At 44.1% G+C, this 24,292-nt stretch carries 19 protein-coding genes; 10 read left to right on the top strand and 9 right to left on the bottom strand.

Going from position 1 to position 24,292, the window contains the following annotated elements:
* Nucleotides 1-587: transposase (locus tag LPKJCM_RS06325; protein WP_165758576.1), on the top strand; the 587-nt coding region annotated here is incomplete at its 5' end.
* Nucleotides 588-697: 110 nt separating this feature from the next.
* On the opposite strand, the gene adhE is transcribed toward LPKJCM_RS06325, so the two are convergent.
* The 3 genes from adhE to LPKJCM_RS06310 all read right to left on the bottom strand — a co-directional run bounded on the left by adhE (nucleotide 698) and on the right by LPKJCM_RS06310 (nucleotide 6,633).
* Nucleotides 698-3,310, bottom strand: a complete 2,613-nt coding sequence (gene adhE, locus LPKJCM_RS06320) for a bifunctional acetaldehyde-CoA/alcohol dehydrogenase (RefSeq protein WP_087069577.1) — start codon at nucleotides 3,308-3,310, stop codon at nucleotides 698-700.
* A gap of 239 nt (nucleotides 3,311-3,549) precedes the next feature.
* The gene (locus LPKJCM_RS06315; RefSeq protein ID WP_057962710.1) at nucleotides 3,550-4,077 is read right to left on the bottom strand and encodes a DUF1836 domain-containing protein; all 528 of its coding nucleotides are present in this window, start codon (nucleotides 4,075-4,077) and stop codon (nucleotides 3,550-3,552) included.
* Nucleotides 4,078-4,254: 177 nt separating this feature from the next.
* On the bottom strand, nucleotides 4,255-6,633 hold the full coding sequence (locus LPKJCM_RS06310) for an HAD-IC family P-type ATPase (RefSeq protein ID WP_057962709.1): 2,379 nt from the start codon (nucleotides 6,631-6,633) through the stop codon (nucleotides 4,255-4,257).
* Between the two features lie 175 nt (nucleotides 6,634-6,808).
* On the opposite strand from LPKJCM_RS06310, the gene LPKJCM_RS06305 reads away from it, so the two are divergent.
* The 3 genes from LPKJCM_RS06305 to LPKJCM_RS06295 are packed head-to-tail and all read left to right on the top strand — an operon-like array spanning nucleotide 6,809 to nucleotide 9,251.
* Nucleotides 6,809-7,648, top strand: a complete 840-nt coding sequence (locus tag LPKJCM_RS06305) for an aldo/keto reductase (RefSeq protein ID WP_057962708.1) — start codon at nucleotides 6,809-6,811, stop codon at nucleotides 7,646-7,648.
* A gap of 31 nt (nucleotides 7,649-7,679) precedes the next feature.
* Nucleotides 7,680-8,288: a sugar O-acetyltransferase gene (locus LPKJCM_RS06300; protein WP_057962707.1), complete on the top strand. Its 609-nt coding sequence runs from the start codon at nucleotides 7,680-7,682 to the stop codon at nucleotides 8,286-8,288.
* 30 nt (nucleotides 8,289-8,318) lie between these two features.
* Nucleotides 8,319-9,251, top strand: coding sequence for an AEC family transporter (locus LPKJCM_RS06295; protein ID WP_057962706.1), 933 nt, complete (start codon nucleotides 8,319-8,321; stop codon nucleotides 9,249-9,251).
* A 96-nt stretch (nucleotides 9,252-9,347) separates the two neighbouring features.
* Here the strand turns inward: LPKJCM_RS06295 and LPKJCM_RS06290 are convergent, their stop codons facing one another.
* The 3 genes from LPKJCM_RS06290 to LPKJCM_RS06280 all read right to left on the bottom strand — a co-directional run bounded on the left by LPKJCM_RS06290 (nucleotide 9,348) and on the right by LPKJCM_RS06280 (nucleotide 11,076).
* A complete protein-coding gene (locus LPKJCM_RS06290) occupies nucleotides 9,348-10,169 on the bottom strand; it encodes an SPFH domain-containing protein (protein WP_057962705.1) in 822 nt (273 codons plus the stop codon).
* A gap of 5 nt (nucleotides 10,170-10,174) precedes the next feature.
* Nucleotides 10,175-10,513 carry a toxin-antitoxin system HicB family antitoxin gene (locus tag LPKJCM_RS06285; protein ID WP_057962704.1) on the bottom strand — a complete coding sequence of 113 codons (339 nt, stop codon included), beginning with the start codon at nucleotides 10,511-10,513 and terminating at the stop codon, nucleotides 10,175-10,177.
* Between the two features lie 197 nt (nucleotides 10,514-10,710).
* Nucleotides 10,711-11,076, bottom strand: coding sequence for a hypothetical protein (locus LPKJCM_RS06280; protein ID WP_087069576.1), 366 nt, complete (start codon nucleotides 11,074-11,076; stop codon nucleotides 10,711-10,713).
* A gap of 197 nt (nucleotides 11,077-11,273) precedes the next feature.
* Here LPKJCM_RS06280 and LPKJCM_RS06275 point away from each other — a divergent pair, with 197 nt between their 5' ends.
* The 4 genes from LPKJCM_RS06275 to LPKJCM_RS06260 all read left to right on the top strand — a co-directional run bounded on the left by LPKJCM_RS06275 (nucleotide 11,274) and on the right by LPKJCM_RS06260 (nucleotide 17,160).
* Complete coding sequence (locus LPKJCM_RS06275) at nucleotides 11,274-12,662, top strand: hemolysin family protein (protein ID WP_057962702.1); 1,389 nt, start codon at nucleotides 11,274-11,276, stop codon at nucleotides 12,660-12,662.
* Nucleotides 12,663-12,769: 107 nt separating this feature from the next.
* Entirely contained in the window at nucleotides 12,770-15,871 is a 3,102-nt protein-coding gene (locus tag LPKJCM_RS06270; RefSeq protein WP_087069575.1) for a YfhO family protein, read from the top strand.
* A 97-nt stretch (nucleotides 15,872-15,968) separates the two neighbouring features.
* Nucleotides 15,969-16,418, top strand: coding sequence for a class Ib ribonucleoside-diphosphate reductase assembly flavoprotein NrdI (nrdI, locus tag LPKJCM_RS06265; protein ID WP_057962701.1), 450 nt, complete (start codon nucleotides 15,969-15,971; stop codon nucleotides 16,416-16,418).
* 40 nt (nucleotides 16,419-16,458) lie between these two features.
* Nucleotides 16,459-17,160, top strand: coding sequence for a B3/B4 domain-containing protein (locus LPKJCM_RS06260; RefSeq protein WP_057962700.1), 702 nt, complete (start codon nucleotides 16,459-16,461; stop codon nucleotides 17,158-17,160).
* A 114-nt stretch (nucleotides 17,161-17,274) separates the two neighbouring features.
* Here the strand turns inward: LPKJCM_RS06260 and LPKJCM_RS06255 are convergent, their stop codons facing one another.
* The 3 genes from LPKJCM_RS06255 to LPKJCM_RS06245 all read right to left on the bottom strand — a co-directional run bounded on the left by LPKJCM_RS06255 (nucleotide 17,275) and on the right by LPKJCM_RS06245 (nucleotide 20,137).
* A complete protein-coding gene (locus LPKJCM_RS06255) occupies nucleotides 17,275-18,450 on the bottom strand; it encodes an MDR family MFS transporter (protein ID WP_057962699.1) in 1,176 nt (391 codons plus the stop codon).
* A 97-nt stretch (nucleotides 18,451-18,547) separates the two neighbouring features.
* Entirely contained in the window at nucleotides 18,548-19,159 is a 612-nt protein-coding gene (locus LPKJCM_RS06250; protein WP_174659016.1) for a sugar O-acetyltransferase, read from the bottom strand.
* Nucleotides 19,160-19,411: 252 nt separating this feature from the next.
* Complete coding sequence (locus LPKJCM_RS06245; protein WP_057962697.1) at nucleotides 19,412-20,137, bottom strand: Ig-like domain-containing protein; 726 nt, start codon at nucleotides 20,135-20,137, stop codon at nucleotides 19,412-19,414.
* A 280-nt stretch (nucleotides 20,138-20,417) separates the two neighbouring features.
* Between LPKJCM_RS06245 and zwf the strand changes: the two genes are divergently transcribed.
* Entirely contained in the window at nucleotides 20,418-21,896 is a 1,479-nt protein-coding gene (gene zwf, locus LPKJCM_RS06240) for a glucose-6-phosphate dehydrogenase (protein WP_013728927.1), read from the top strand.
* A gap of 896 nt (nucleotides 21,897-22,792) precedes the next feature.
* A complete protein-coding gene (gene gnd, locus LPKJCM_RS06235; protein WP_057962696.1) occupies nucleotides 22,793-24,226 on the top strand; it encodes an NADP-dependent phosphogluconate dehydrogenase in 1,434 nt (477 codons plus the stop codon).
* The last annotated feature ends 66 nt before the right edge of the window (nucleotides 24,227-24,292 follow it).

Raw genomic sequence — 24,292 nt, 5'->3', positions numbered from 1 at the left:
GTCGAATTTTCCCTAATGCCATTGTCGTCATTGATCCCTTCCACCTAGTTAATGCTTTAAACCGCGCCTTTAATAAGACGCGGGTGCGGCTTATGAAAACCCTGGCGACTTCTTCACGCGAGTATCGTGCCTTAAAGCGTTACTGGAAATTGTTATTAACTCCGGCAAGTCACCTCAACTACGAGGTCTTCCGTAAATGGACGAACTTCTCGTATCTGGCGACTGCCACTGATGTGGTTGATGCTTTATTAGGCATTGATCCCGAGCTCAAGCAAACATACGCTGTGATGAATCAGTTACGTGAAACCATCAAAACCCGTGACTGGCCCAACTATAATCAAGCCTTTCACCACCTGCAAGGCTGCTCGGAAGAAATGTTGGCAGTCCTCCAAACCTTGGCAGTTCATCGTGATGAAATTGGCAACACTTTTACTCACCACTACACCAACGGGCCTTTAGAGGGTTCCAATAATAAGATTAAAGTCATTAAACGAACTGGATTTGGTTACCGAAACTTCTTCAGATTCCGGCTCAGAGTACTGTTTGCTTTTCGAGTTCATACAAAAAGAGCTCTAATCACCAAGTGATTAGAACTCCAATATTTTGTTCACCAACAACAGTTGACGAAGAACCCGAATAATCGCGCAACTGGGGTCCTTCTCTTAGTTAGATGCCGCTAAACGGTTTGTTCCGCTCACTACTTCTCCACATTCGTCCCCTCATAATCATCAATCATCAATTGCTTCAAATCGGCAATCAAAGGTTCCTTAGGGTTAGCAGTCGTGCATTGGTCTTCGTATGCTAATACTGCGAGACGGTCAACTGCTGCATCGAACTTCGCCTTATCAACGCCCCAAGCCTTCAAGCTTAAGGTAACGCCTACTTCATGAGCCAACTTGATAATTCTTTGAACTAATCCTTCGATTAATTCATCGTCGTTCTTGCCTTGGATCCCAACGTATCTGGCAATTTCTGCGTAGTCCTTGTTAGCACGGAAGTACTCGTACTTAGGCCATACGGCGATCTTTTCTGGTAATTTGGCATTGTAGCGAATCACGTGTGGCATTGTGATGGCAATGGCAATTCCGTGGGTTAAGCCGAATTCGCCACCCAGTTTGTGGGCGATTGAATGGTTGATTCCCAGGAACGCGTTACCAAATGCCATCCCGGCTAAGGTTGCAGCGTTATGCATTTCTTCCTTGGCGTGCATGTTACCGTTGTACGAGTCTGCCAAGTTGTCAAATACCAACTTGATAGCCTGCAGTGACAATGGTCGGGTGTAATCGGATGCCATGGTTGAAACAAATGATTCAATTCCGTGGCATAAGGTATCCAACCCAGAAGCGGCAATGTTACCCTTTGGGACAGTTTCCACAAATTGTGGGTCAACAATTGCAACATCAGGGGTCAACGCATAATCAGCCAATGGGTACTTAACGTGGGTCTTTGAGTCAGTGATAACAGCGAATGGCGTTACTTCTGAACCAGTACCTGAAGTCGTTGGGATGGCAATCATTTGCGCCTTCTTCGGCTTGTTGAAACGGTATGCCCGCTTTCTGATATCAATGAACTTCTGCTTAGCACCGAAGAAGCTGGTCTTAGGATCCTCGTAGAATAACCACATGTTCTTGGCAGCATCCAATGGTGAACCACCACCCAAGGCGATGATTGTGTCAGGTTTGAATGCGTTCATCTGACGAACACCTTTTTCAACTGTATCCGTTGTTGGGTCAGGTTCAACGCCTGAGAACAGTGAGTATTCGATTGGGTTTGGTCGACGTTTCAATTCATCAAGCACCTTGTCAACGTAGCCAAATTCAACCATTTCAGGGCTGGTAACGATGAAGACCTTGTTAATACCAGGCATATCCATGAGGTAACGAACTGAAGTCTTTTCAAAGTAAACCCGAGGTAACTTAATCCATTGCATATTATTTCGTCTCTTTGCGATAGTTTTGATGTTCAAAAGATCATAGTCGGTAACGTTATGAGAAATTGAGTTAGCTCCCCATGAACCGGTACCTAAAGTCAGTGACGGTGTCATTTCGTTGTAAAGATTACCGATACCACCGAAACCGCCTGGTGTGTTAACCAGAACTCGGGCTGCCTTCATCTGCTTACCAAATTCCAAGGCCAAGTCGTCGTCCAAAGTTTGGATGCCGGCAGTATGACCCATCCCACCGAAGTGAAGTAATTCGTCACAAATCTTGAAGCCGTCTTCATGGTTCTTGGCTTTGTATACACTGATAACTGGACTGAGTTTTTCAGCTGACAGTGGGTACTTAGGACCAACGCCAGTAATTTCAGCAGCCAAGACTTTAGTGTTGTCGGGAACTTTGATTCCTGCTAATTTAGCAATTCCCTTAGCCGACTTACCTGCAATGGGTCCCTTAACGCCGTGAGTCTTAGGATTGAACATTGCTTCAGCCAACTTATCCTGGTCCTTCTTTTCAACAAAGAACACGCCGTTCTTAACTAATTCCTTCTTAACTTCAGCGTAGATATCACTATCGATAACCGCACTGTTTTCAGTGGCACAAATCATTCCGTTATCAAAGGTCTTTGAGAGAACCAAGTCGTTAACGGCACGCAAGATGTTAGCCGTCTTCTCGATGTAGACCGGACCGTTACCAGGACCAACACCCAAAGCAGGCTTACCAGTTGAATAAGCAGCTTTAACCATGCCTGGGCCACCAGTTGCGAGGGTACTTGCGACACCTGGGTGGTTAATTAACTTGGTTGTAGCTTCGATACTTGGTTCTTCAATCCATTGAATGCAGCCTTCAGGAGCGCCGGCAGCAATCGCTGCGTCACGAACAATTTTGGCAGCGGCAATTGATGACTTCAATGCTTGGGGATGGAAACTGAAGATGATTGGGTTACGCGTCTTCATCGAAATAATTGATTTGAATAAGGTGGTTGAAGTTGGGTTGGTAACTGGTGTAATTCCGGCCAGAACACCCAGAGGTTCAGCAACGGTAATCAATTGACGTTCTTTGTCGTCTTTGATGACCCCAACTGTTTTGTGGTCGCGAATGCTGTGCCAAACTTCTTCAGTAGCATACATATTCTTGATCGCTTTATCTTCAGCAACCCCACGGCCAGTTTCTTCATAGGCCATGAGTGCCAGATCCATATGCTTGTCTTGGCCGGCCATTACCATTTGGTGAGTAATGTGGTCAACTTTTTCTTGGTCAAACGAATCCATAATTTCAAGGGCTTTTTGAGCTTTTGATACTAAGCCATTAATGACAGTGTCAACATTGGTTGTCTTAGCTGCATTAGTTTCTTTTACTTTATTATCAATCATTGTTTTTCCTCCAATGAAGAGTTTGTTGGTTGTTTGTGCTTTGTTATCAATTTCACAAGATTAATCATATCACAATTTTTTCAAATGTAAACAGTTTTGTTCAAAAAATCACAATTTATTTTTTGTAAGTGCTTGCAAGCTGATATAACAAGATTCAAAAGAAAAAGGACTTGTTCAACAAGTCCTTTTTCTATGAAAGCGGTTCCATTATTTATATGTGAATGATTTCACGACTTTGGCTATTTAGTCACTTTGGTCAGTGGCTTCTGAATAATCGACAAAAGCTTCTCGGATTGAATTCTGTCGATAATGACATTGACTGCCACCTGCATTAATTTATCATTTAGGTTTTTTTCTTCCAATGCCCGACTGTTGTGGCTGTCCATATTCTTGAACGAGAACAAAAGTCGTTTAATAAATGTGTCGTATGCCTGCTGGGGATAAATATTGGCGGTCACCTGATCGATTCCATGACGAATTGTTTCTAAAGAAAACGCTGGTTTTAATAAACTGATCAGAATCAAGTCAGCCACCTGCATTGTCTGATACTTTCGCTTGACCGGTGCCATAATCGCTTTATTTTTGACGTAGTTATTGATCATCGCGGGAGTGACTTTATCAATTCCGATTGGTCCCAGCGTTTCGTTCACCAGCGCCACGAGTTGATCCATGTACAATTCAAATTTCGGTAAATCTGCCCACAACGGCAGGTCCACCTGCTTGAGCTTTTGTTCCCACTGCTCGTACTGTTCTTCATCGTATACCATGCTATCACTCCTTTAAATTCATTATACCACGTTATCTAGTATTCAACACCAGATGATCTAATTTATAAAAAAGAGACTGGGATCTACCGTTTGTTGCAGCTTTTTGCAAGATAAAAGTGGTGTTCAAAGTCGCCATTACAAAAACAAAAAGGGTTATGTCCCAGTCTCCATCATATCCTATTTAGTTTCCGCCTGTTTCCGCAGCCGTCGCTTCTCCCGCTTATCGATGACCGTTGCGATGACACCCTGCATAAACATGTAGAGCGGATAAGCCGTCGCAATCAGTGGAATAGCATACAGCCAGATGTCTTTGTTAAAGAAGGATACCAGTGAGAAGAGATTGTTGAAGAAAATGATGATTGTCAAAAAGGCAACCAATACTAGTACATCCAGACCAATCTTCAGGCGATTCAGTGGTCGTGATACCATCACCAGTGCTAACCAACAGATTGCCCCGGTGAGTAAGACACACAACGTCGACGTGAACTCATATTTCAAGCCAAACAGCTGGCCAATCACTTCAATCAACATCACGTAGCCGACAACGCAAATCGCCGCTGGTGTCGAGATAATCAGCACCTGCTTCATAAACTGATTTGTAATTTTATTAAAGTTGGGCTCTAAAGCCAGGAAGAAGGATGGAATTCCCACCATTAACGAAGTAATCGGGGTTAACTGAATTGGCTCAAATGGATATCCCATGACAAAGAAAACGAGGATAAATGATAGCGCCACTGAGTACATGGTCTTAATCAGATACATTGAGGCAACCCGTTCAATGTTATTGATAACCCGGCGACCTTCCTTCAAGACATCAATCATGGCATCAAAATTAGAATTAATCAGTACAAAGTCAGCAATACTCTTTGTACTTTCGCTTCCAGACGCCATGGCAATGCCACAGTCAGCCTGCCGCAGAGCCAACAGATCGTTAACCCCGTCTCCAGTCATGGCAACGGTGTGCTTTTGAGACTGAAGGCCGGCAATCAACCGCTTCTTTTGATCAGGGGTTACCCGACCAAAGACGGTATTTTGGGCGGCAATTTTTCCAAAGTCATCCTCATCTTTAACCGTGGTCATATCAATACGATTGGCGGCATCTTGTATGCCGGCCTGTTGGGCAATTGTTGAAACGGTGGTCGGGTCATCCCCGGAAATCACCTTGATCCGCACATCCTGATTATGAAAATATTGGAACGTGTTAGCAGCGTTGGGGCGAATGACATCGGAAATCAATACCAGCCCAATCAGCTTAGGGGCTTCAAGCGGCTTTCGTGGATCCAAGTCATCAACTTGGGCAACTGCCAGCACTCGGTAACCTTTTTGGGCATTTCGCGTAATCACATTTTGAACCTGCTTATCCAACTGTTCAAAAATGAACTGTGGTGCTCCGAAAACGTAGTCGTGACCGTCACTAAACCCGACCCCACTCCATTTTCGATCTGAGGAGAATGGCACAATCTTTTCGGTCTTTAATTCGGGATCATCAACCGCATCCTTAATGGCATTGGCAGTTTCATTCGCATCCCCGGTGCCATAAGTAATACCGGCAGCCACTTTTTCAACTTCCGCCGCGGAAACACCCTTCATCATTGGAATTGCTTCAACAAATTTCAAATCGCCACTGGTAATCGTCCCAGTTTTGTCCAAACAAATCACGTCGACCCGCGCCAAGGTTTCGATGGCTGGCAGATCTCGCACCAAGGTTTTCTTGCGCGCCAAATGCATCGCTGAAACTGCCAGCGTCATTGAGGTTAACAATACCAGGCCTTCTGGAATCATCCCAATCATCGCAGCGGCGGAGCCCAAAATGGCACGATTAATGCCGGTACCGCCGTATAATTTGGCGACAAACAAAATGATCCCCAAAGGAATAATGACGTAAGTTAACACTTTGATAATCCGGTTAATCGTGTTCAACAGGATGCTGGACGTGTCTTCACCTTGCTTGGCTTCGTTGGACAAATGGTTAACAAAGGTGTCCGCACCAACGGTTGTTACCTGCATTTTGCCAGAGCCGCCGACCAGGTACGTACCGGAAGTCAGTGGATCACCGATATTTTTAGAAATGGTCACCGACTCACCGGTAATCGGGGATTCATCAACTTCGATTCCCCGCGACCGGACGGCAATGCCATCGACCGGAATCTGGTCGCCGCGACCAAGCTGAATGATGTCACCCAGAACAAGATCATCCGAATGGATCTGCATCTCCTCACCATTTCTGATGACGTTAATTTTTCCTTCGGCCAATAACACCATTTTATCAACTTGGCGCTTAGAACGGATTTCTTGAATAATGCCAATTGCGGTGTTAAAGACGGCAATTCCCAGAAACAGCAGATTTTTGTAACTGCCGGTGTAAAACACCAGGGCGCCCAAAACCACGTTAATTAAGTTGAATAGCGTAAACGTATTGTCCCGCAGGATGTCTGAAACACTTCGGGTCAGTGATTGTTCACCCGTATTTTGATGACCCTCTTTAATCAGCTGTTGAACTTGAGACTCACTCAATCCGATTTCGGGATCAACCTTTTGCCTATCACCATCTGCCATCGCTTAACACCTCGCTTTAACACAATTGTACAAAATTACCGGCGAAAATCACATTTATTTGGACACTTCGAATTAAGTTTATGGGATTTTTATGATTTTCACGCCGAAACGTTGCCAAACATTGGCCGGCGGGTATGCTAAAATGAGTCTAACTAACACACAAGGGGGAGAAAACATGTTTCAACCAGATAAAAGCACCTATCAATTAGCTGATGGCCATCAAATACCAAAGCTCGGTTTCGGCACCTACAAAATCGACAATCCTGAATTGATGGATCAAACAATTGCGACGGCTTATGACAGCGGCTATCGACTGTTTGATACCGCGCAGCTCTACCGAAACGAAAAACAGCTGGGTGACGCCATCAAAAAAGTAGCTAGAAGAAAAGATGTCTTCATTACTGATAAGGTTATGGAAATGAACCAGGGCCACGATTTAACCATCAATAGTACTGACTTTTCACTGCAGCAGCTGGGAACTGACTACGTTGATCTCCTATTGATTCACTGGCCGGTCGCCGACCACTTCTTTGAAACTTGGGAAGCAATGGAAGAATTGAAGAAACAAGGTAAGGCCCGATCCATTGGTGTCAGCAATTTCACCCGTTCTCAGTTGGAATTGCTGAAGACCCAGGCTAATGAAATGCCGGTGGTCAACCAAATTGAAACCCACCCTTATCTAACCCAGCAGCCTTTGATTGATTTCGACAAAAAGATGTCAATTGTGACCCAGGCTTGGAGTCCCTTGGGAAGAGGCGTCGTCTTGGATAATCCAATGCTGCTTAAGATGGCACAACATCATGGTAAAACGCTGGCCCAAATCATTTTAAGGTGGGACCTTCAGAGAGGAATCTCCATTATTCCAAAGTCAAAGTCATCAGCAAGGATTAAAGAAAACACTGAACTGGATTTTGAACTCAGCCCAGACGAAATGAGCATGATTGATGTTATGAACAAGAACCAGCGGACTGGCAACGAGCCCGAGCTGGTCTATGAACTTGGTCACCAATATTAATTGATGGCTCAAAAAAAGGGACGCATTCACCATGCCCACAGAAGAACAACGGATGTTGGCCGGTAAACTTTATAACGTTTACGGTAAAGACTTAGCCAAGAAGTACGCTAAAAAAGATCATTTGCTTCATCAAATTAATTTTGCCGAAGAGGGCACCGACGTTCAGAAACGCTTCAAGCAACTGCTGGGTCAATCCGGCAGCAACGTCTACTTCGAGCCGCCATTTTTCTGCGACTTTGGCAAAAATATTCGCGTTGGCGATGATGTCTACTGCAATACCAACGCCGTCTTCCTGGATTCCGGCAAGATTACCATTGGCAATCGGGTCTTGCTTGGCCCTCGAGTTAACTTATTTGCTGCCGGCCACCCAATTGATGCCGGTGTCCGCAATAAATGGCTCGGATTTGCCAAACCGATCACCATCGGTGACGATGTCTGGATCGGCGGTAATGCCACGGTTAATCCCGGTGTCACCATCGGCAATAATGTCGTGATTGGTTCCGGATCAGTCGTGACTCACGATATTCCTGCTAATTCGGTGGCCGTTGGGAATCCCTGCCAAGTCATCCGGCCAATCACCGCTGCTGATAAAGCTGAATGGGAGGCCCAGGAAGCTGCATACCGACAGTCATTACAATAAGTGTCTAAATCTTAGTGAGGAAGTGATGGCATGGCCCTTGGTCAATTGACAAGTCAAATTATATTAATGTTTGTCCTTATGTTAATCGGTGTCCTCATCAACAAAGTCGGGTTCATGCATACCCAGACTTCCAATGATCTCACCAATATCCTGCTATACATTGTTTCACCCTGCCTGATTATTGGGGCATTTGAACAAGCCTATTCAGCCGCTCGGATGAAGCAACTGATGCTGGTATGTATCGGCATCTTTTTCTTTTACATAGTAGAAATCATCGTCGCCAAATTTTCCTTCGGCCGCATCAGTAACATCAACCTACAACGAATTACCAAATATGGCAGTATCTATTCCAATGCCGGCTTTATGGGAATTCCCCTAACCTCTGCGTTGTTTGGGAACGCTGGGGTCTTCTTTGCAGTTGCTTCACTTGCCGGTTTTAACATTTTTAGCTGGACGCATGGCGTTTCCCTCTTTAAAACATCTAAGAAACATCCCGACCACTGGCAGAATTTTCGCGAGATCATTATCAATCCCAACATCATTGCGATCTTTATCGGTCTGATTATTTTCTTACTGTCCTTTCGGCTGCCAACACCAGTCGATCGGGTGATTCACTATGTTAGTTCGATTAACACGCCGTTATCAATGATCGTGATTGGTAACAGCTTGGGAAATATTCGTCTCAGCCGCCAGTTAATCGATTGGCACTTATGGTTGGCGATCTTCTTTCGAAATCTATTATTCCCAATCGTAGCGATGTTCATTTTGCAGGCACTCACGGTTTCCGGTGTTGCCTTGGATACGACCGTGCTGATGGCCGCCTGCCCAACAGCTGGTTTGGTTGTTTTGTTCACCCTGCAGGCATACGGGGATACCAGCCCGGCAGTTGCACTAATGAGTCTGTCAACCATTTTGAGTTTGGCGACCATTCCGGTGGTATTTGCCCTGATGATGGCATTCTAATATCAGGAACAAGTCATGGAAGAGGCCGAAGCATAAGCATTGCGCTTGTGTTTCGGCCTCTTCTGCCATCCAATATTATTTTGCTAAAATCAGCAATTAATCATCGGCACCCTTTTTCAAGAGCTTGCCAGCCACTGGAAGCTGCCCCAACTGGCCAATTTGGTTGTCTGAGACAACAACCGTATTTGTCGGTGAATTAGCCAACTCACTAAAGGCATTAATTGATTGATTTTGGAAATACTTCTCATCCGCGGATGACAAACCGGCCTGCACAGTGTCAATCCGATATTTCTCGGCGTCTGCTCGGGTTCTGGTGGCCTCAGCCTGCGCCTTAGCAGTTGCTTTGAGGGCATCATTTTTCGCTTTGGTGGTCAATTCAATCGATTTAGCCTCTCCTTCGGCCTTGGCAATTGCCGCCACCCGTTCACGATCGGCCGTCAGCTGTTTGTCCATGGCTTCTTGGATCGCCGTGGATGGTGTCAGTTCATCAATGTTAATACGATCAACGTTAATCCCATAGGTGTTGGTCAAGTCGCCAATTGCAACAGCCAGTTCCTGATTAATCTTGGCTGTAGATCCCAGTGCCTCATTCAAATCCATTCGGCCAATAATATCTCGAAGGTGCCCACGGACCAATTGGGCCATTGATTCGACGGAATCGGTATTCTCATATTGATATTTAACGGCGTCGGTCACGTGGTAGTTCAGGGTTAGGCTCGCTGAAACATCAGCGTTATCCTTGGTAATAATTGAGTAGTTGGGCAGTGATTTGGGTTCCATTGCCAAACTCACAGTCCGAATGCGTTGAACAAATGGCAAATAGAAATGAAATCCTGAAGAAACGCTTCGATGATACTTACTAAACGTTTCCACCAACCCCTGGTTATTTTGTGGGACTATCTTGATTCCTAATGGCATGCTGGTCACTCCTTAATTTTTCGTAATGTTAAAATGTTGCCGTTTGCTTCAATCACGGTATAGTTAGCGTGCTTATCTACCTTGGAATTATCATCAATCAGATAACGATAATAAATGCCTGACACTGAAACCAGCCCGCTGTCGATATAAATATCCTTACCGGAGATGACGTGGCCGATAAACTGGCGATGCTCAAAGTTGGTGTTGTCTTCAGCAGCTTTCAACACGCTGACGATATACGCATTCACACTCTGGTTCTTCTCGACTGCTTCAGCGGCAATCTGATTATATAGATCCTGATCGAGCCTCAGCAGGAACCGCTTTTCGTTAGACACTTCTCCCATACCTAACCATCCCCATAGATATTGTTTCAATTTTGATATCATCATGATATCACGCGTGTGTCAATTGAACAACTTAAATAAAAAAAGGATTGACTCTCATCCCCACTTCCAGGGAATCGAAATCAATCCGATTAGGTTTAGTGAAATCCGCAATCGTAACTGGATTGTTAAATTCACCAAGCGATTCAATTGAAAAGTTAACGGACAATCTTTTGCCCCATTACATCAGCCAACTTCTTCAATGCATCGTCACGCGTCTTAATTACATCCATGTTCCAAATGATCGTGTCGATTTCACCACCGGCATAATCAAACTTCTCATAATAGATGTAAGGATCCTTATCGCTGTCTTTAAATGCAGCATCGATCTTGTCAGCGAATCCCTTTGACCAGTCATCGTCATCCATTTCTGGAATATCCTTCTTGGTCACATATCCCTGATCGTTAATCAGATCAACTGCTTTTTTAACTTGTTCGTCGGTGTATTTGAGGTCTTTATCATTATCTCGTTCTTCGGCATCGGCTTTCTTTTCAGCAGCACTTTCCTTTACTTTTTCAGCCATGATAACATCCCCTTTATTTTGATCTACCTTAATGCTAGCACTGATTGAAACCAATAGTTAAGAAAAACGACCATTTCCGCCAATAATATTCCAAACACTTTAAAAAATACCTTGTGGGGGCGTATAATTAGATATAATCTGTAGGTTACAGATTGATCTAATTTGAATATATCATTTTTGAAATGAGGAATTGAATTTTGGACGATAGCCAGATACTGACTAATCTAATCATTGTTATAGTAACGTTTTTCTTCGCTGCTTTCTTTGTGGCAAGTGAATTTGCCCTGGTTCAGACTCGGGCAAGTGCCTTGGAAGAACTTAAGAAAAATCTAGAAGAAGCAAAGGGCGAAAAAGCCAAGGGGTTAAAGAAGCTCAACCGTGAAATTCACATGGTTACCAACCTGAACGAATATCTTTCAACCACCCAAGTTGGTGTCAGCTTGGCTGGAATTATCCTAGGTTATCTGGGTGAATCATTTGTGGTCACGATTTTGGTTGATGTGATGGAAATCCACAACTCGCCAATCGATCCGACCGCTGCTCACGCTGTGGGGGCTGTGCTCGGCATCATTATCTTAACTTATTTGGAAGTTGTGTTAACTGAAATTGTTCCCAAAAATATTAGTATCGACATGCCAATGCAGGTACTGTCATTTATCAGTACGCCACTGCACTATTTTCACGTTATCTTTTACCCGTTCGTCTGGTTACTCAACATTTCAGCCAACGGGATTGTCAAGATACTTGGTTTGAAAGTGGCTAATGAAAATGACGAGTCATTCTCACAAGCTGAAATTTTGAATTTGTCACGAAACGCCGTTAAGAGCGGTGCCCTCAAGCAGAACGATTACCTGTACATGCAGCGGGCCTTTCAGCTGAACGACAAAGTTGCCAAAGATATCATAATCGATCGAACACAACTGGTGGTCATCGACATTACGACAACCGTTAAAGAGGCTGTGCAGGTCTATCTACAGCAGAAGTTCAGTCGAATCCCGGTAGTTGCCAATGGTGATAAAGATAAGATTTTGGGTTATGTCTATAACTATGACCTGATCCGTCAGTCCCAAGTGGATCCCACCATCAAGATTGACCGGTTGCTCAGAGACATTTCAACGACGCCGGAAATGACGCCGATTACTGATGTCCTCCACCAAATGATCCAGAAACGAACACCAATCGTGGTCGTGGTTGACGAGTATGGTGGCACTTCAGGTATCATTACTGATAAGGATATTTACGAAGAGCTGTTTGGAACGGTCCGAGATGAAATCGATCCATCAATTACCGATTATATCTTCAAGCAGCCAAACGGCACTTATCAAGTCAATGGAAAGTTAACCACCCATGACTTTGAGCGCTACTTTGATGCCGACTTCCCAGAGTTCACCAATTCAGACGCCGTTACTTTGGCTGGGTACTTCCTAGATAATTACCCCGATATCAAGGCCGGTGATGTGATCTCATTTGAGAACTTCGACTTCAAGATTGTTGACTATGAAAACTCGTTTATTAACTGGTTCGAAGTCACCAAGCACAAGGTATTACCAAAGCCTGACGATGATCAAGATCATGCAGATAATTAATTTTTGAAATTTCAATAAGACTGTGACAAGACAATTGTTTTGCGAACAGTCTTTTTACATATTTAGAGACGATTTAGACATCTTAACGTTTAAGGGGGATCTAACAAGTGAAAAAGCTATGGCAAAAAACACCCGCTTGGATCACATATACGGTACTGTTTACCGTGCTGATCTGTGTTTTAGTCGGTTGCTTATTCTTAACAGGTCGATCAATGATTTGGGAACTGGACGGAATGGCCCAGCACTACCCCATTTTAGTGCAGCTTAGGCACATGATTCTGTCATTTTTACACAACCCAAGTGGTGGCTTTACCCATTGGGCATGGAATATCAGCTTGGGATCTGATCAGCTGACTAATCTTTCCTACTATGTGATCGGCGACCCATTCAATTACCTGATCGCACTGTTTCCAAAGAGTCAGATTGAAAATGTTTTTGCCTTACTGGTATTCTTGCGAATGTATTTCTCCGGCTTGAGCTTTATGCTGTGGGGGTCATCTTATCAATTTAAGAAGTCTAGTCGCATCATCGGGTCAATCGCCTATGCCTTTAACGGTTATGCTTTGGCAACTGCTTTGCACCATCCATTCTTCATCCTGCCACTGATCTTCTTCCCACTTCTTTGCTACGGCATCGACCGGGTTTTACATAACAAGTCGTGGCTGCCATTGATATTTGCATTTTTCTTGGTCTTTCTAAGCAATTTCTACTTTGCCTGGATCCTTGGGTTTGGTTCAATTGCCTACGTCATTCTTAGAATGTTAAGCCTCAGAAAACGGCCTGATTTTACGCCACTCAAATCATTCGCTAAGTTGGTTCTTTCAGCAGTGATTGGACTTGGAATGGCAGCAATCGTCTTTTTTCCAACCATCATTTTGGCAATGGGCTCCACTCGACTTAATGATAATTTTGCCAATGGGATGACTTTCTTTCCGCTCCAGTATTACTTGGATATTCCTGGGGCAATCCTGCCGACTGGCCGGGCGATGAATTTTTGGCTGGTCATCGGTATCTCTGGGCTGTCGTTTCTTGGCTTGGTATACATGCTGAGGCACTTTAAACGTTATCTGTGGCAAAATGTTGCTTTGATTACCATGTTTATCGGTATCCTGTTGCCAGCTGTCGGAGCGATTATGAACGCTGTCTCAACGCCTTCTAACCGCTGGGCCTTCTTGGTGAACATCCTATTTGGCTTTTCCACGATGGTCTTTATTGAACATGTCAGTGATTTCACTAAACAGGACATCGCCTGGTTCGGCTGGGCTTCAATTGGCCTAATTGTCTTAGTCTGGGCATTTGGCGGCTTCTTAATGAATCTTCAACCCCATGATTTCATCGTTTACGGTTTCTTGCTGTTAACGGTCATTGTGGTGCTGGGAAGCATCGTCTTCGACTGGAAACGATCGACTAAAATCATCCTGGTTTCCACGGTCTTTATGCTGAACTTATCGGCAAACATCATCGGGATCTACAGCCCGCATTCCAGTAAATTAGCGCTGCAGCAGCTGAACCGCGGTCTGGCAACCCGGTTTAGCAACGATTACTTCAGTGGTGCTCAGAAATATTTGCAAAAGCTTCCCGGATTCTTCAGAGTCTCAATGAATCCCCGATACCATTACAATACTCACATTCAAAACTTGGCCAATTATTCAAATACCAATACTGATTTTCCAATCAACAGTGGCTTAAATGACACCTCAGTCTATTTGACCCTGCAGAATGGTTATTTGGGCAAATTCTCACAGTCGGTGGGTAACAGTCAATTTTCGATGAATACGCCGATTGCCCAAGGGGATTATCGAACCGCCTTTAACAACCTGCTGGGCGTCAAGTACATGTTTGCCAAAGCGAACACCAAGAATCCACCGGTCATGCCCTATGGCTACAAGCCGGTTCGTGATAAGAATGGTCAAATTAAAGTCTTTCCTGCCAAAGTGCGGACGGATGCTGTCCAAGCAATTGAAAATATGTATGGAACCACCATTTACAAGTCCAACAACGCACTCCCATTGGTTTATACGCAATTTAACACCGTTTCCCCCAGTACCTATAACAAAATGGGCGCTGTCGACCGTGAACGGGTCATGACGCAAGGAGCCGTGGTGAACAATTCGAAATACAATACTCATCCCCTCAACTATCAGTCACCAAAGAAAAACATTGACTATACCGTCAAAATGGATACGGCTAAGATTATCTACAATGGCCGCCAACTCACCAAGTACCGATTAGGCATTATGAATAAAGCCAACTCGGATAAGCTGGTCGATCAACCGCATGAACAAGTCAGCCTGGGTGCGAACCTGCAGAAGACAAAGGATCTCTTGGCAACCAATCGGTCGATCATTGAAACCAACCATTATAAAAATCTTGATGGGTTAAAAGAAATGACCTCAGACGTCGTTGGCAATCCAATCGACTATACATTGAAGGTCAAGAACCCTAAAGCCACCAAGAATACCGAGTTATTCCTAGTTCTCTCCGGCATCAAACAAACAGACGGTACTCCCGCCGAACACAGGCAGTGGATGGCAAATAAGTTCCTCTTTGACAACAAACTCTATTCACGGATGGGCAAAATGGATGAATATCGTCACAGCATTCTAAAGCCAACCTTTGGCGGTTATATTTTCAATGCCTTTGCTAAAGATCATCAAAACGGCTATAGCCAATACGACAACAATAACCTTTCCAATTACCGCCAAATCAGCAATATCGTCCTTAACCTGGGTTACTCGACTCACCAACGCAAGAACATTGATTTGAACTTCAATCAGGTTAAAAACATTAAGTTCAAATCCGCCAAACTCGTTGCCATGCCGTTCAACAAGACTTACGATGCTCAGATGCAAAAGCTCAAGCAGACCAAGCCTGCCAATTTGAAAGTCAACGGCAATCACGTCAGCGGCACAACTGATAACCCACAATCCGGCACGATGGTCACTTCTATTCCGTACTCAACCGGCTGGAAGTTAACCATCGATGGCAAGCCCGAAAAGACTTTCGTCGTCAATAAAGGCTTCGTCGGTGCCAACCTGCCAGCTGGTCAACATCAGATTAGACTGGACTATACAACACCGGGTATTAATCTTGGCAAGCTGGTATCAGGCATCAGTTGGCTGGCATTCATCATCTTGCTTGGATTTGGTATCTTTGGCCGATTCTTGCCAGAGAAAACGCCACACAAACCGAAGCATGGCAAGGGTTAATGAAATTGTGGTTGCCAACGGGTAACACAATCGTTAGAGTTAGAATAACGAACAAATTGTTCCAAGATCATTTTATGATTATATGAGGAGGTCCACTGTGAGCCCAATAAAAATTTTATTCATTTCAATCGAGGGAAATACCCGTTCATTCGTTAAAAATCTGACCAGTTATGCCACCGGGATGCACGACCAGGATCCTACCAACCCATTGGTCCTGTCAAAAGAAATCAGTGAACAAACTGACTTCGCTGACGAAACCGACCCGTTTTTCGCCTTTGTACCAACCTATTTAGATGGTGGCAACGGCATTGATAACGGCGTCAAAGAGTTGATGACCAACGCTTTGGGCGAATACATTGCTTACGGTGATAACGCCAAATTGTGTCACGGAATTGTCGGCAGCGGCAATAAGAATTTTAATGAGCAGTACTGTTTGACTGCTAAGCGTTACGCCTCGCAATTCAATAAACCATTTCTGGCCGACTACGAACTCCGTGGGACCGGCCGCGATGTTGAACGGATTTACAAACTGCTGGCACAAAGTTAATTGTCTTTGTAAGAATCATTTTTGTTTGAGGTGATCATAAATGGCTCAGTTTAAAGTTCAACCAAGTTTTTGGAAAATCTTTCCGGATGTGAAAATTGCTGTGATTACGGTTCATCACTTAGATAATCACGACAAAGGCCAAGTCCCGCCCAAAATGCTTGAAGAAGCCAATGCAAGCGTGGCTGATTTAATTCCTGACGAACCCATCAGTGCAAATCCGTTAATTTATGAATGGCGGGAAGCCTTTCGAAAGTTTAAGACCAAAAAAGGGGCCCGATTCGCTGTTGAAAATTTATTGAAACGAGCCAAAAAGGGGAATCCCGTTCGCAGTATCGATCCGCTTGTGGATGTCTATAATGCTGTTTCACTGAGAACCGGATTTCCAATTGGTGCCCTTGATCGCAACAAAATCCAGGGTAACATGCAGCTAACGGTGGCTGATGGCGGTGAGCCCTTCACAGCAATTGGTGAGGATGAACCTGATCCGGCACTTGCCGGTGAGGTGATCTACCGAGATGATGCCGGCGTCACCAGCCGTTGTTGGGCCTGGCGTGATGCCAAACGGGTTGAGACGACTGACGACTCGACCGATATCTTAATTTATTCCGAATGCTTAATACCTGAATGGCGTGACAACCACGAGAAGGCGATGAATGAATTGACTACCAACATCGAGAAGTACCTGGGGGCCACCACTCAAACCCAGTACGTTGACCGTGACCATCCAGAAGTGACCTATTAGCACCACAGCCACATGTCCTACGATTTGACTAATAAACAACCAACTAAATAAAGTGATTGATCGGACTTTTGGGTAATACCCGCAAAGTCATGATCAATCACTTTTTGATTTGCATTAGACTGGTTTTCGTTGAGATTGACGTCGGTTCATGGCCCATAAGATAACCACAAAGACAATAATCAAGCCAGCGGCTAGTAAAAATAATTCTTTATATGACGCAAAGTCCAGTACAATCCCACCAATCAGTGGTCCAACCGCCCGTCCGCATGACATAAACAGATTGTATAATCCTTGGAATTTCCCCCGCTGCTGAGGTGTCGACAGACTGTCAATCCAGGCTGGGATGCCGGGAAAACCAATCATTTCACCAATCGTCGTGACAATCATCACCAAGACAAAAGCGGTATAATCACGGGCAAAGATCAGCCAGATGAACGATGCCGCAAAGATTGCCACCCCGACATAGGTCTGGGTACTGAGCTTGAAGTGTGTTCCAATTCGGTTCACAAACGGCTGGCCGATGACAATCATCAACCCATTCAAGGTCCACAATAAGCTGTAGTTTTCAAAGGGAATGTGCAGACTCGTCATGTGGACAGGAAGGACGCTTTCCCATAGGGCGTACGCCAGGTACACTGACAGGACTACCCCACAAATTGCGAGAATCATGCCGCCAACTTTAGTTTCAACCGGAGCGCCAGGCTTGACCGGTTTCCCTGGTGCTCGTCGATCAACATGAACGTTGAATTCAAAAATCGTGATAAGGACCAGTGCCGCATAGAAAGCCGAGGTAACGGTAAACACCAGTGTAACGCCGTGCTTCAGTAGGAAACCAACCATCAAAGTACCAATCACAATCCCAACATTTTGGCCAATATACAAGATATTAAAAATATCACGAGTAGAACGGGTCTTAATGCTGGCCGCATACGAGTTCAACAGTGTCAGACAGGCACCGTCCCCGAAGCCAACGAATAGCAGCATGATTCCAAACATCGGCCAGCCGTGGAAGAAGACCAGCGTAAAGATAGCGGTTGTTGAAATCAGCGAACCGATAATCGTTGCTTTGTAGGGAGACCAGCGATCAAACAGATAACCGCCGAGATAATTCCCCAGCATCATACAACACGACATTGCCAGTAGAACCATTCCGGCTAACGTTAACGACTTATGTAGGTAGTTATGCAGATACACCGTCACCAGGGGCCACATGAAGGCCGCCCCAGCATTTAGAATCAATGAATACACAATGACAGAATTAAATCTAATTTCACTTCGTTGTTTTATCAATTGCTCAGTCCCCTCTTACACTCGTTTTGACCACAAAATCTTCTACATCCATTTTCGCATATTAACGGCAGAAACTGTATTTATTACGAAAGAATATTTAAAATAAGTCCTTTTTCAGTCGAATATCGTCTTGATCGGTAATCTGTCTGAGCACGCGGCAGGGGTTGCCGACTGCCAAGGAATTGGCCGGAATATCTCGGGTCACCACACTGCCAGCCCCAATCACTGACCCGTTACCGATCGTAACCCCGCCGATCACAGTGACATTGCTGGCTAACCAACAGTTATCTTCAATCGTAATTGGCTTGCTGTATTCCTTACCAGGCAGATCATTCTTGGCTGCAAAATTCCGGTCCTGGTAACGCAATGGATGCATCGGTGTGACCAGACTGATATTAGGGCCAAATAAGACGTTTTCGCCAATGGTAATCATGCCAGTATCCAAAAAAGTGATGTTGGTATTACCGTAGAAATGATCGCCAATCTTGATGTGAGTGCCATAATCAACGAAAATTGGTCCTTGCAGATAGATTCGCTCAGATGAATTTGGCAGCAGTTTTTTCAACAACTCAGCCCGTTTCTCAGCTTCATCATCAAAGGTGTCATTGTATCGTTTGGCTAATCGATGCGCCAACCGCTGGCGAGATCGCAATTCAGGGTCACGAGGATTGCTCAGCTTACCAGCAAGCATTCTTTCATCTTCATTCATCATTAATGCCTCCAAACCTTTGGGTTATAGCTATCATAGCATAGGCAGCGTGGAATGAGAGGCGTTTTGATCCCAGAATTTAAGCAAAGAATCGAGTTATTCCTGCTCCTGGAATGACTTGATTCTTGGCTTAAATGGCCGGGATCAGCCTCTCATTCCACGTTTAAGTTAAGTAACAGTAGAACTCAAAAGGGACTGAGACATAACTTACAAGCAGTTATGTCCCAGCCCCTGATGAAATAGACGGTTAAATTATTTAACTAAAGCAAATTTATAGTAATGAAGCGGTGTGTTGCCATATTGAACCTTGATGGCATGGTTAGCTTTGTTGACAATGAGGAAATGGGTGTTGTCAGTAAATCGCAAGTAGAACTTGTGGTAAGTCTTGCTGCCGCGTTCACGGTAAGTAATGCCCCAGAAGGTCTTTGAATAAGTGGCGACTTTGTAGTTGGCGAAGTTAATCAGCTTCTTTTGGTACTTGCCATTCTTATACAAGCCCTGGTTCAAACCACCCTTTTGGCTGAAGTTGGTAACAACGCTATAGCCATTGTTATTACCTGATTGCCAACGACCAGTCGGTTCTGAAATGGTGATCTTGCTGCTGGTTGATTTGGAACTTGAATTAGTCGTCGTTGCCGTCGAAGTCTTGGGGGTCTTAACGGTCATAATTCGATAGAAGTATGAAGTTGATGACTTCCGGGCATAGACATAAAGTTTCTGGTTGGCTTTGATACTGGTATGCAGTTCAGCACTGAATTTCCCAGTTGAGCTGTCAGCTGTCGTGCTGGCAATGGTTGTCTTGTTAGTGTTTCGAACAATAATCGAAACCCCTTTGGTAGCAGTTCCGCTAACTGCCTTTGAGGTCGTGTAGATATTATTGACTTTAAGTGACGGAGAACTTGCAGAAGCGCTGACACTGAACCCGATCAACAATGATGCGAGGACAGCAAAGAACGCGATAAACTTAAATTTCTTCATTTGATATTGCTCCCTAATCTTTATTTTGCATGATTCATTATAAGGGATATGGGCAAAAAAAGCCGTCAAGTCGGCCTTCATTTATCCTTTTCTTAAGAAATCCGTCACTGATTAGTCATACAATTGAGCCGACTGATTATGAAAAGGATCTGCTTGTAAATTTTATTCATTTACATTGACAATTCGCTTTTGTTGGGGTCACATGTGTTATATAATGTTGGGGAACTGGTATAGACATATACCAAATTACTTAGTTAATATTCTGATAGGAGTGAACATTTTGCCAACTGAAAGACGTTCTTTGATTATGCTCTTCGGAGCGACTGGTGACCTTGCCACTCGTAAACTTTATCCCGCAATGTTAAAGCTTTTCGAGAAGGGAAATATTCGTGATCACTTTGCTGTGATCGGAACTTCCCGTTACAAGTTCGATGATGAAAAATACCGCGAAATGGTGATCAAATCCGTTTCCAAAGAATCGACTAATAAAAAACAAATTGCTGATTTTGCCAGCCATTTCTACTTTGTAACCCATGATGTGACTGATCTCGAACACTACTCTGTATTGAAAAACAAAGCCAACGAGCTCGACAAGAAGTATGAATTGAACGGCAACCGCGTGTTCTACATTTCAATGGCACCCAACTTCTTCGGAACCGTTGCTAAGAACCTTAAGGCCCAACACCTTCTCTCAGAAGGAAACGGCTTTAACCGTCTGGTAATCGAAAAACCATTTGGCCGTGACTTCGAATCAGCTAAGCAATTAAATGACGACTTAAGCAATGCCTTTGAAGAAGACCAGATCTTCCGAATTGACCATTACCTGGGTAAGGAAATGATCCAAAATATCGAAGCCATTCGTTTCGGTAACACCATTTTCGAAGCCCTCTGGAACAACCGTTACATTGATAACATTCAAGTCACCCTTGCTGAAAAGCTGGGTGTTGAAGAACGTGCCGGCTACTACGATAACTCCGGTGCCCTTCGTGACATGGTTCAAAATCACATTATGCAGATTGTGAGTTTGCTTGCCATGGAACAACCGGTTGCGTTTAAAGATACCGATATCCGTGCTGAAAAAGTTAAGGCCTTACGTAGCCTGCGGGTATACAATGTTGCTGAAGCATCAAGCAACTTTGTCCGCGGTCAATACGCTGCGGTTGGTAACGACAAAGAATACCGTGAAGAAGATGGTGTTCCAAAGGATTCCAACACTGAAACCTTTGTTGCCGGTAAGTTATTATTCGATAACTACCGTTGGTCGGGCACACCGTTCTATATCAGAACTGGTAAGAAACTTGCTGATAAGTTTACCCGGGTTGACGTTGTCTTCAAGAAGCCGCTAGTTGACATCTTCGCCTTCCCACAAAGTGGCAGTGCACCATTGAGTGCCAACGTCTTGACGATCTTTATCGAACCAAACCAAGGCTTCTCATTGATGGTTAACGCCAAGAACTCCGAACAAGGATTCCACACTGAACCCGTTCAACTGCAATACCTTGAAGATTCAAAGCGAACCAGAGAAACGCCACAGCCATACGAACGTTTAATCCACGACGTTTTGAAGGGCGACGGTACTAACTTCGCCAGCTGGCCTGAAGTTGCCAGTGCATGGAAGTTTGTTGATCAAATCCGTCGAGTTTGGGATATTCAGCAACCAATGTTCCCTAACTACATTCCAGGATCAATGGGCCCAGTTTCAGCTGATGAATTGCTTGCCCGGGATCACCGTGAGTGGGTATACAAATTAAATAAGTAATTAATGATTGTTTAAGCTGATCGAAGACAAAATTGTTTTCGGTCAGTTTTTTTATTTGAAAATTCTCCCTTACAATTACTCTGGTCAGATGATCCTTTTTTAATTTAAAAGTTTACGGCTGATCAGCTCCAAACACAGCTCCCGAAACACCAAAAAATCAGAAACGCCAATTTAAATAACGTCTCTGATTTTTTCCTACTTACGATTATTCTGCGCATAGACATTCACTAACGCGCTTAAAGTTTGTATCCAAAGAAGTGTTTAGCGAAACGATACCGATGGTTGCCCATAATAGTAAAACAAGCCGAAAGCAATCAAAATAATCACTATAACAGCAACTACAATTAGGGCATACATAGCTGTGTGTTTCGTTTTCATCTTATTTGCCCCCATTTTTTCATGAATCTTAAATAATGATGCGAATTATGGAATTCTCAGTTCCGAAGGTGTAACTTCGCTCCATCCTAGAATACGCCTATGTATGAATGATAGAAGTCACATTACTCGCTTGGCGTGTGGAAAGCGTGTTAATTATACTGATTTATAGTGTCAGCTCCCTGTATTCAGAATACGCTTTATTTTGCATTTATGTAATTATACGATCGTCATTTTAAATATTGGATGCGCCACATATTTATTTCATGTAAATTTTTACCATTTATCTGAAAATCCACCAACTATTTTTCTTAACAATTAACCGCGTAAATTATCCAAGCACCTATAGAGCAGTTATTTTGATTTTTGTAAGCGTTTCCCGAAAAACAACTTTTCATTTTCACAATCTCTCATCTAACAAATTCGGCATACTGTTCTAACGCGTTTTTGTTTCACTTTCTATTTGTGAGATGGTACACTAATTGTGTAGTAATTCTTATATAGAAAAGGATGGTTTTGAAATGGCTGATCAAAAAGCAAACATTGGTGTTGTTGGAATGGCTGTTATGGGCAAGAACTTGGCCCTTAACATTGAAAGCCGCGGTTACACTGTTGGCATTTTCAACAGAACCGGCTCCAAGACTGAAGCAGTTATCAAGGATCATGGCGACAAGAAACTCGTTCCAAGTTACAAGATTGAAGATTTTGTTAACTCACTTGAAACCCCTCGTCGAATTATTTTAATGGTTAAGGCTGGCAAACCAACCGACGCCGTTATTGATGAATTACTGCCACTCCTCGATAAAGGCGATGTCTTGATCGATGGTGGTAACACTAACTTCCACGATACAATGGCCCGTAATGCCCGTCTCGATAAATCAGGAATCAACTTTATCGGCATGGGTGTCTCCGGCGGTGAACTTGGTGCGCTCCAAGGCCCTTCATTAATGCCAGGTGGCCAAAAAGAAGCTTATGATTTGGTAGAGCCAATTCTCAAGCAAATTGCTGCCAAAGCACCTGCTGACGGTGAACCTTGTGTGACCTATATTGGACCAAATGGTGCTGGACACTACGTCAAGATGGTTCATAACGGAATTGAATATGGTGACGAAGAGTTAATCGATGAAAGTTATAACATTTTAAGAAACCTTGCCGGCTACTCAGTTGATGAATTGGCTGACATCTTCAAAGATTGGAACAAGGGCGAACTCGACAGCTACTTAATCGAAATTACCGCTGATATTTTAACCCACAAAGACGATCTTGGCGATGACAAGACCAAGCCAATCGTTGATATGATCCTTGACCGAGGTGCTAACAAAGGAACTGGTAAGTGGAGTTCACAAGATGCCCTTGAAGTCGGAGTTGACCAGTCAGTGATCACCGAAGCCGTCTACGCCCGTTACATTTCAATGATCAAGAACGAACGTGTTGCAGCTTCCAAAGTTTTGCCTAAGCCAGAAGGCAAGGTTGACTTTGACAAGAAAGAAATCGTTGAAAAGGTTCGTGAAGCCCTCTACTTCGGTAAAGTTATGAGTTACGCCCAAGGCTTTGCCCAATTAAAGGCCGCTTCAGAACAATATAAGTGGGATATCAAGTTAGGCGAAATGGCTAAGATTTGGAGAGCCGGTTGCATTATTCGTGCCCGCTTCCTTCAAAACATTACTGATGCCTATGACAAGAACCCAGATTTGCAAAACTTACTGCTGGATCCATACTTCACGGATATTGCCAAGAAGTACCAGGAATCAGCACGTGACGTTGTCGCACTGGCAACTAAGGCTGGCGTCCCAGTACCATCATTAGCAGCCGCTGTCTCATACTACGATTCATATCGTTCAGAAGTGGTCCCAGCAAACTTGCTGCAAGCACAACGTGACTACTTCGGTGCCCACACGTACGAACGTGTCGACCGCCCAGGGAGTTTCCATTATACTTGGTATGAAGAACAATAGAGTGCCCTTTAAGCCGGTTAGCTTTTGAGCATTAGTTTAATAACGACCCTTAACGCTGCTTTTGCG

Source organism: Lentilactobacillus parakefiri (assembly GCF_002157585.1).
GTDB classification, from domain to species: Bacteria; Bacillota; Bacilli; order Lactobacillales; family Lactobacillaceae; genus Lentilactobacillus; species Lentilactobacillus parakefiri.
The sequence above is the reverse complement of the archived record's forward strand: the minus strand, read 5'-3'. Positions and strand labels throughout refer to the sequence as shown.

What these genes read in the sequence shown, in the direction of transcription:
- LPKJCM_RS06260 (WP_057962700.1), top strand. Translation starts at nt 16,459, where the DNA reads ATGGCTCAGTTTAAAGTTCAACCAAGTTTTTGGAAAATCTTTCCGGAT.
- LPKJCM_RS06245 (WP_057962697.1), bottom strand. Translation starts at nt 20,137, where the DNA reads ATGAAGAAATTTAAGTTTATCGCGTTCTTTGCTGTCCTCGCATCATTG.
- LPKJCM_RS06295 (WP_057962706.1), top strand. Translation starts at nt 8,319, where the DNA reads ATGGCCCTTGGTCAATTGACAAGTCAAATTATATTAATGTTTGTCCTT.
- gnd (WP_057962696.1), top strand. Translation starts at nt 22,793, where the DNA reads ATGGCTGATCAAAAAGCAAACATTGGTGTTGTTGGAATGGCTGTTATG.
- LPKJCM_RS06280 (WP_087069576.1), bottom strand. Translation starts at nt 11,076, where the DNA reads ATGGCTGAAAAAGTAAAGGAAAGTGCTGCTGAAAAGAAAGCCGATGCC.
- LPKJCM_RS06250 (WP_174659016.1), bottom strand. Translation starts at nt 19,159, where the DNA reads ATGAATGAAGATGAAAGAATGCTTGCTGGTAAGCTGAGCAATCCTCGT.
- LPKJCM_RS06315 (WP_057962710.1), bottom strand. Translation starts at nt 4,077, where the DNA reads ATGGTATACGATGAAGAACAGTACGAGCAGTGGGAACAAAAGCTCAAG.
- LPKJCM_RS06290 (WP_057962705.1), bottom strand. Translation starts at nt 10,169, where the DNA reads ATGCCATTAGGAATCAAGATAGTCCCACAAAATAACCAGGGGTTGGTG.
- LPKJCM_RS06310 (WP_057962709.1), bottom strand. Translation starts at nt 6,633, where the DNA reads ATGGCAGATGGTGATAGGCAAAAGGTTGATCCCGAAATCGGATTGAGT.
- LPKJCM_RS06305 (WP_057962708.1), top strand. Translation starts at nt 6,809, where the DNA reads ATGTTTCAACCAGATAAAAGCACCTATCAATTAGCTGATGGCCATCAA.
- LPKJCM_RS06300 (WP_057962707.1), top strand. Translation starts at nt 7,680, where the DNA reads ATGCCCACAGAAGAACAACGGATGTTGGCCGGTAAACTTTATAACGTT.
- adhE (WP_087069577.1), bottom strand. Translation starts at nt 3,310, where the DNA reads ATGATTGATAATAAAGTAAAAGAAACTAATGCAGCTAAGACAACCAAT.
- LPKJCM_RS06285 (WP_057962704.1), bottom strand. Translation starts at nt 10,513, where the DNA reads ATGGGAGAAGTGTCTAACGAAAAGCGGTTCCTGCTGAGGCTCGATCAG.